Genomic DNA, 6,387 nt, shown 5'->3' on the forward strand with positions numbered 1-6,387 from the left:
GCCGCTGTCAACATTTCCACCCGCCGGGGCCGGGCGACGACTCCGGTCCGGACCGCTGCCGGCCCGTCCGCCGCGAGCCGGGGGAGTTGCGCCGAGCGGCGGGTACGGCGGGCCGACCCGTGCGACGCTGGGCCGAGGTGGGACGGTCCGCGCGACGGGAGGGCGTGCCATGGCGCAGCAACCTCGGCTCGACCTGGCGCTCGACACGTACGAGTGCATCGTGCTGTACCCCGGGCCGGCCGGTCGGGACCTGCCGGAGGAGACGGTCCGCCGGCTCCAGGCCGACCACGCCGGGTACATGGGTGCGCTGCAACGCCGGGGGGTCGTGCTGGTCGCCGGGTCGGTCGACGGCCCGGCCCGGGAACCAGACGCGCCGCTCGGCTTCGGCCTGGCCCGTACCGGCTCGGTCGACGACGTCCGGACCGTGCTGGAGGCCGACCCGGCGGTGCGGGCCGGGCTCTACCGGGTGGAGGTGCTGACCTTCCACTGCCCGGCCGGTGCGCTGGAGTTCCCCCTGGCCAAGGCGGCGAGCTGACGGCGACGGGCACCGGGCCGGGCCGGGCCGTCGGCCGAGCGGGCGCGGGGTGGCGGGGCGCGCCGTGGCGGGACGCGACGGCAGTGGCACGGGGCCGCGGTGGCGGGGCGTGCGGTGGCGGGGCGTGGGGTGACGGCGTGTCGGGTGGGTGACGGCGGGGGCCGGGCCGCCGGTGGTACCGTCGCCGCACCCCGGGGCCCCACGGGTCTGGTGGCCCCCGGAGCGCGCTGGTGACGTGGGCGCACGCGGCGGGCGGGGCCGGCCGGACGGACCCGCCGGGGCGGGGCGATCCGGCCCACGGGGGCCGGGTGACCGGGCCGACCGGGCGGTCCGAACCGGTGCCGCCGTCGGGCTGGTCCGGAGCCCGGCAGGCCGTCCGGGCCCCGGGCGAGTACGCTCTGCGTCGCGGTCGCCGATGCCCGCGTCCAGTGTCCCCCGCGCGAGCCGGACGACCATTAGTACGTTGGACAGGTCCAGGTACCCCGGGGTTGGACCGATGTTTCCGTTTCCGCAAAGGGGTCGGCCGGCGGGTCGATCCGGGGGAGAGACTAGCCTGATGGGCGTGACACGCCGCGCGAAGATTGTCTGCACTCTTGGCCCTGCCACCTCGTCTCCGGAGCGCATCCGGGGTCTGGTCGACGCGGGCATGAACGTGGCCCGGCTGAACTTCAGCCACGGCAGCCACGCCGACCACGAGGCGGTCTACCACCTCGTCCGGGAGGCGTCGGAGGCGGCCGGAAGGCCGGTGGCGGTCCTCGCCGACCTTCAGGGCCCCAAGATCCGCCTCGGCCGCTTCGCCGACGGCCCGCACGAGTGGCGCACCGGCGACTCCGTCGTGATCACCAGCGACGACGTCGTCGGCACCAAGGAGCGGGTCTCCTGCACGTACCGGAAGCTGCCGCAGGAGGTCAAGCCGGGTGACCGGCTGCTGATCGACGACGGCCGGGTGGCCGTCGAGGTCAGCGAGGTCACCGGCAACGACATCCGGGTCCTGGTCACCGAGGGTGGCCCGGTCTCCAACAACAAGGGCGTCTCGTTGCCGAACGTGGCGGTCAGCGTCCCGGCCCTGTCGGACAAGGACGCCGAGGACCTGCGCTTCGCCCTGCGCCTGGGCGCCGACATGATCGCCCTGTCCTTCGTCCGCTCGGCGGAGGACATCAAGCTCGTCCACGCGATCATGAGCGAGGTCGGGGTGCACCGGCCGGTCATGGCCAAGGTCGAGAAGCCCGAGGCGGTGGATCACCTGGAGGCCATCGTGCTGGCCTTCGACGGGGTCATGGTCGCCCGGGGCGACCTGGGCGTGGAGCTGCCGCTGGACCAGGTGCCGCTGGTGCAGAAGCGCGCCGTGCAGCTCTGCCGGGAGAACGCCAAGCCGGTCATCGTGGCGACCCAGATGCTCGACTCCATGATCGAGAACTCGCGCCCCACCCGGGCGGAGGCCTCCGACGTGGCCAACGCGGTGCTCGACGGCGCGGACGCGGTGATGCTCTCCGGCGAGACCAGCGTCGGCAAGTACCCGGTGCTCACCGTCAGCACCATGGCGAAGATCGTCACCACCACCGAGGCCGGTTCCATCGGGGTGCCCCGCCTCCAGCACGACCCGCGTACCCACGGTGGCGCGCTCACCGTCGCGGCCTCGCAGATCGCGCGGGCCATCGGCGCCAAGGCGCTGGTCGCGTTCTCGCAGACCGGCGATACCGTGCGGCGGCTCAGCCGGCTGCACTGCGACCTGCCGCTGCTGGCTTTCACCCCGGTTCCCGAGGTCCGCGACCAGCTCGCCCTCTCCTGGGGGGTGGAAACCTTCCTGATGCCGTTCGTGCAGCACACCGACGACATGTTCCGCCAGGTCGACCAGGCGCTGCTGGGCCTGGACCGGGCCACCCCGGGCGACTACGTGGTGATCGTCGCCGGTAGCCCGCCCGGCACCCCCGGCTCCACCAACACCCTGCGGGTGCACCAGCTCGGATCGCTGGTCGACGCCGCCTCCGCGCGGGCGTTGCAGTGACCACCGGTGGCGTCGTGGTCGGCCAGGCCGCGGTCGACCAACTGCTGGAGGTTCTCGACCTCGACGCCACCGGATCGATGGCCTTCCGGGGGATGAGTCCCCCGGTCGGCCCCCAGCGGGTGTACGGCGGCCAGGTCGCCGGCCAGGCCCTGGTCGCCGCCGGTCGCACGGTGGCCCCGGAGCGGTTCGTGCACTCGCTGCACGGCTACTTCGTCCGCCCCGGCGACCCGGCCGAGCCGATCGACTACCGGGTGGAGGACGTCCGCGACGGGCGGTCGTTCTCCGTCCGGCGGTCCGTGGCGTACCAGCACGAGAAGCCGATCTTCTTCATGTCGGCCTCCTTCCAGCGGATCGAGGAGGGGCTGGAGCACCAGGCGCCCACCCCGCCGGACGTACCCGTACCCGACGAGGTGCCGACCATGGCCGAGCGGCTGGCCCGGTACCCGGACCGGCTCGGCATCTGGGGTCGCATCCCGCGCCCGATCGACGTCCGGTACGTCGGCGAGCCGGGCTGGGTGGCCCCCGGGGACCGGCCCGCCGACCCGCACCAGCGGGTCTGGATGCGGATCGACGGGAAGCTCCCCGACGATCCGCTGCTGCACGCCTGCGCCCTCACGTACGCCTCCGACCTCACCCTGCTGGACTCGGTGCTGTCGGTGCACGGCGAGGTGTGGGGGCCGGGCGGGGTGGTCGGCGCGAGCCTGGACCACGCGCTCTGGTTCCACCGGCCGTTCCGCGCCGACGAGTGGTTCCTCTACGACTGCTGGAGCCCGTCCGCCTCGGGGGCGCGGGGGCTGGCCACCGGCCGGATGTTCACCGCCGACGGCCGGCACATCGCCAGCGCCGTGCAGGAGGGGCTGCTGCGCCGCGTCGGCGCCTGACCGTCCGCCCTCGCGTTCGCGCCGTCCGCACCGTCCGCCCCGCGTTCGCGCCATCCGCCCCGTGTCCGTCGGGACGTAGTGCGTGCAGCGCGTGACCACCTGCTGGCACGGCGGTGGGGCGGCGGAGGTCGGTGGTTCGTTGCCGGTTAACCTTGCCGGCATGCGCCTCTCCGCCCGGGTCGACTACGCCCTTCGCGCGGCTGCCGAACTCGCCGCCGTCGCCGACGGGGCGGGCGCCGGGCGGACCCGACCGGTGACCGCGGAGCAGATCGCGCGGGCGCAGGAGATTCCGCCGAAGTTCCTGGAGAGCATTCTGCTGCAACTGCGCCGGGGCGGCATCGTGCACGCCCAGCGTGGTCCCGAGGGAGGGTACTGGCTGGCCCGCCCGGCGGGGGAGATCTCCCTCGCCGAGGTGATCCGGGTGATCGACGGCCCGCTCGCGCACGTGCGGGGGCAGCGGCCGGAGCAGCTCGGCTACCAGGGGGCGGCGCGGGCGTTGCAGGAGGTGTGGATCGCCCTGCGGGCCAACGAGCGGCAGATCCTGGAGCTGGTCTCGATCGCCGACGTGGCCACCGGCAAGCTCCCGGAGCGGGTGAGCGAGCTGGTCGCCGACCCGAACGCCTGGATCTGACCCCGAACGGTCCTGCGGCCGGACGGGAGTCCGGGCCGGGGACGACCCGGACGAGCGGTATACCCAGGAGGTATAAAAATACCCTCCTGGTATACCGCTGGCCGGGGACATGTGGGCCCGGCGCGGCCAGCCCGGCGCGGCCACTCCCGGCTGGTCAGGCCGGGGCCGGTAGGTCGGCGAGCACCTCGGTCGCGGTGCGCGCCAGCAGGTGCCAGGCCTCGTCGACGTGCTCCGGCCGGGTCTGCGGCGAGCCGACCGCCAGCCGCAGGGTGTACCGGCCGGCGACCCGGGTGTGGGTCAGCAGCACCCGCCCGGTGCCGTTGACCCGGGCCAGCAGCTCGGCGCTGGCCTCGTCGCCGGCCACCAGCCGGAAGCAGACCAGCGCGAACGGGTGCGGCGCCACCACCTCGAAGCGGTCGTCGGCGCGGACCCGGTCGGCGAACCCGCCGGCCAGGGCCACCCCGGACCGGACGTGCGCGCGCAGCCCCTCCGCGCCGTACCAGCGCAGCACGAACCACAGCTTCAGCGCCCGGAACCGGCGACCGAGCGGCACCTGCCAGTCCCGGTAGTCGATCACCGCGCCGGTCTCGGAGGCCGTGTTGCGCAGGTACTCCGGCAGCACCGTCAGCGCCTCGACCAGCTCCCCGGCGTCGGCCACCCAGAACGCGTCGCAGTCGAAGCCGGTGAGCAGCCACTTGTGCGGGTCGAAGCAGTACGAGTCGGCGTACTCCAGGCCGGCGTGCGTCCAGCGCAGCTCCGGGCAGATCGCGGCGGAACCCGCGTACGCGGCGTCGACGTGCAGCCAGACGCCGTACTCGGCGCAGATCGCGCCGATCTCCGGCAGCGGGTCCACGGCGGTGGTGGAGGTGGTCCCGATGGTGGCGACCACGATCGCCGGCACCTCCCCGGCGGCCAGGTCGGCCCGGATCGCCGCGCGCAGCGCCGCCGGGTCCAGCGCCCGGGTACGCGGGTTCACCTCGACGGTGCGGACCCCGTCGCTGCCCAGGCCGGCGATCCGGGCGGCCTTCTCGATCGACGAGTGCCCCTCGGTCGACGTGTACGCGCGGTACCGGCGGTCCAGGCCGGTCGACCGCCAGCGTCCCCGGCTCGCCCGGTGCAGCGCGGCGAGGGTGGCGACCAGGGTCGCCGACGAGGCCGAGTCCTGGATGACCCCACCCCCGGTGCCGGTGGAGCGGAACCGCTCGGGCAGGCCCAGCAGGTCGGCGAGCCAGTCCAGCAGCACCGTCTCCAGTTCGGTGGCGGCCGGGCTGGTCGACCAGAGCATCCCCTGCACCCCCAGCCCCGCGCTGACCAGGTCCCCGAGAACGCTCGGCCCGCTGGTGTTCGCCGGGAAGTACCCGAAGAACGAGGGGTGCTGCCAGTGGGTCAGGTGGGGCAGGACCAGCCGGTCCAGGTCGGCCAGGACCGCCGCGACCGGTTCGCCCTCGGGCGGGGGAGCGTCGGGCAGGGCGGCGACCACCGTGCCGGGTGGGTCCTGGGTGGTCACCGGTCGCTGCCCGAGGGTGGCCCAGTAATCGGTGATCCAGTCAACCACCGCGTACCCGGCCCGGCGGAACTCCTCGGGGTCCATGTGCTCGGCCATGTGATCAGTTGATCACCCTCACCCTTGGTGATCAAGGGGTGGCCGTGGCGAGACGACTGTTGTGCCGGTGCCCGGGGGGACTTAGCATTCGCAGGGCGCGGACTTTTACGGGCATCAATGAATCGTTTCACCGCGACAGTACGGCGGAACAGCGTCGGCCCTGGGCAGGCCGACCCCGTCCCGACCGCCGTACCCACCCACCTCCTGTGGAGGCACCACCATGCAACCCGTACCGTCCCACTCAGCCCTGCCCACCCACCGGCCGCCACCGACCCGACGGGGCCGGCGGCGTCGGACCCTGCTGCTCGCCGCGACCGCCACCACCGGCCTGCTCGCGGCCACCCTCACCACCGTCCACGCGGCGGCGGCCGCCCCCGGCTGCCGGGTCGACTACCGGATCACCAACCAGTGGGGAGGTGGTTTCGGGGCCGAGGTCGGCATCACCAACCTGGGCGACCCGGTCAACGGCTGGGCCCTCACCTGGAGCTTCCCCGCCGCGGGGCAGCAGGTCACCCAGGCGTGGAACGCCACGGTGACCTCCGCCGGGGCCCAGGTCACCGCCCGCAACGTCGACCACAACGCGGCCATCGGCACCGGGGCCACCACCTCCTTCGGGTTCAACGGTGCCTGGACCGGCAGCAACCCCGTGCCGACCAGCTTCGCCCTCAACGGCACCACCTGCACCGGCACCGTCACCCCGACCACCGGGCCGCCGACCACCCCGCCCACCAC

6 protein-coding genes are annotated in these 6,387 nt (G+C 74.1%); 5 read left to right on the forward strand and 1 reads right to left on the reverse strand.

The window, feature by feature from the left end:
* The first annotated feature begins 169 nt into the window (after positions 1-169).
* The 4 genes from AWW66_RS22430 to AWW66_RS22445 all read left to right on the forward strand — a co-directional run bounded on the left by AWW66_RS22430 (position 170) and on the right by AWW66_RS22445 (position 4,052).
* Positions 170-535 carry a YciI family protein gene (locus AWW66_RS22430; RefSeq protein ID WP_067369936.1) on the forward strand — a complete coding sequence of 122 codons (366 nt, stop codon included), beginning with the start codon at positions 170-172 and terminating at the stop codon, positions 533-535.
* A gap of 556 nt (positions 536-1,091) precedes the next feature.
* Positions 1,092-2,540, forward strand: a complete 1,449-nt coding sequence (pyk, locus tag AWW66_RS22435) for a pyruvate kinase (RefSeq protein ID WP_067369939.1) — start codon at positions 1,092-1,094, stop codon at positions 2,538-2,540.
* The gene (locus AWW66_RS22440; protein ID WP_067369942.1) at positions 2,537-3,421 is read left to right on the forward strand and encodes an acyl-CoA thioesterase; all 885 of its coding nucleotides are present in this window, start codon (positions 2,537-2,539) and stop codon (positions 3,419-3,421) included. Before pyk ends, AWW66_RS22440 begins: the two co-directional genes overlap by 4 nt.
* Before the next feature lie 160 nt (positions 3,422-3,581).
* Positions 3,582-4,052 (forward strand): RrF2 family transcriptional regulator, encoded by a 471-nt coding sequence (locus tag AWW66_RS22445; protein WP_067369945.1) that lies wholly within the window; start codon positions 3,582-3,584, stop codon positions 4,050-4,052.
* Between the two features lie 154 nt (positions 4,053-4,206).
* Here the strand turns inward: AWW66_RS22445 and AWW66_RS22450 are convergent, their stop codons facing one another.
* Positions 4,207-5,655 carry a pyridoxal-dependent decarboxylase gene (locus tag AWW66_RS22450; RefSeq protein WP_245648426.1) on the reverse strand — a complete coding sequence of 483 codons (1,449 nt, stop codon included), beginning with the start codon at positions 5,653-5,655 and terminating at the stop codon, positions 4,207-4,209.
* 220 nt (positions 5,656-5,875) lie between these two features.
* On the opposite strand from AWW66_RS22450, the gene AWW66_RS22455 reads away from it, so the two are divergent.
* The coding region (locus tag AWW66_RS22455) for a cellulose-binding domain-containing protein (RefSeq protein WP_211272060.1) at positions 5,876-6,387 on the forward strand (512 nt) is incomplete at its 3' end.

Source organism: Micromonospora rosaria (genome assembly GCF_001567585.1).
GTDB lineage: Bacteria > Actinomycetota > Actinomycetes > Mycobacteriales > Micromonosporaceae > Micromonospora > Micromonospora rosaria.

Bases quoted from the DNA above. Each gene is read 5' to 3' on its own strand.
- AWW66_RS22430 (WP_067369936.1), top strand. From the start codon at position 170: ATGGCGCAGCAACCTCGGCTCGACCTGGCGCTCGACACGTACGAGTGC.
- AWW66_RS22445 (WP_067369945.1), top strand. From the start codon at position 3,582: ATGCGCCTCTCCGCCCGGGTCGACTACGCCCTTCGCGCGGCTGCCGAA.
- AWW66_RS22450 (WP_245648426.1), bottom strand. From the start codon at position 5,655: ATGGCCGAGCACATGGACCCCGAGGAGTTCCGCCGGGCCGGGTACGCG.
- pyk (WP_067369939.1), top strand. From the start codon at position 1,092: ATGGGCGTGACACGCCGCGCGAAGATTGTCTGCACTCTTGGCCCTGCC.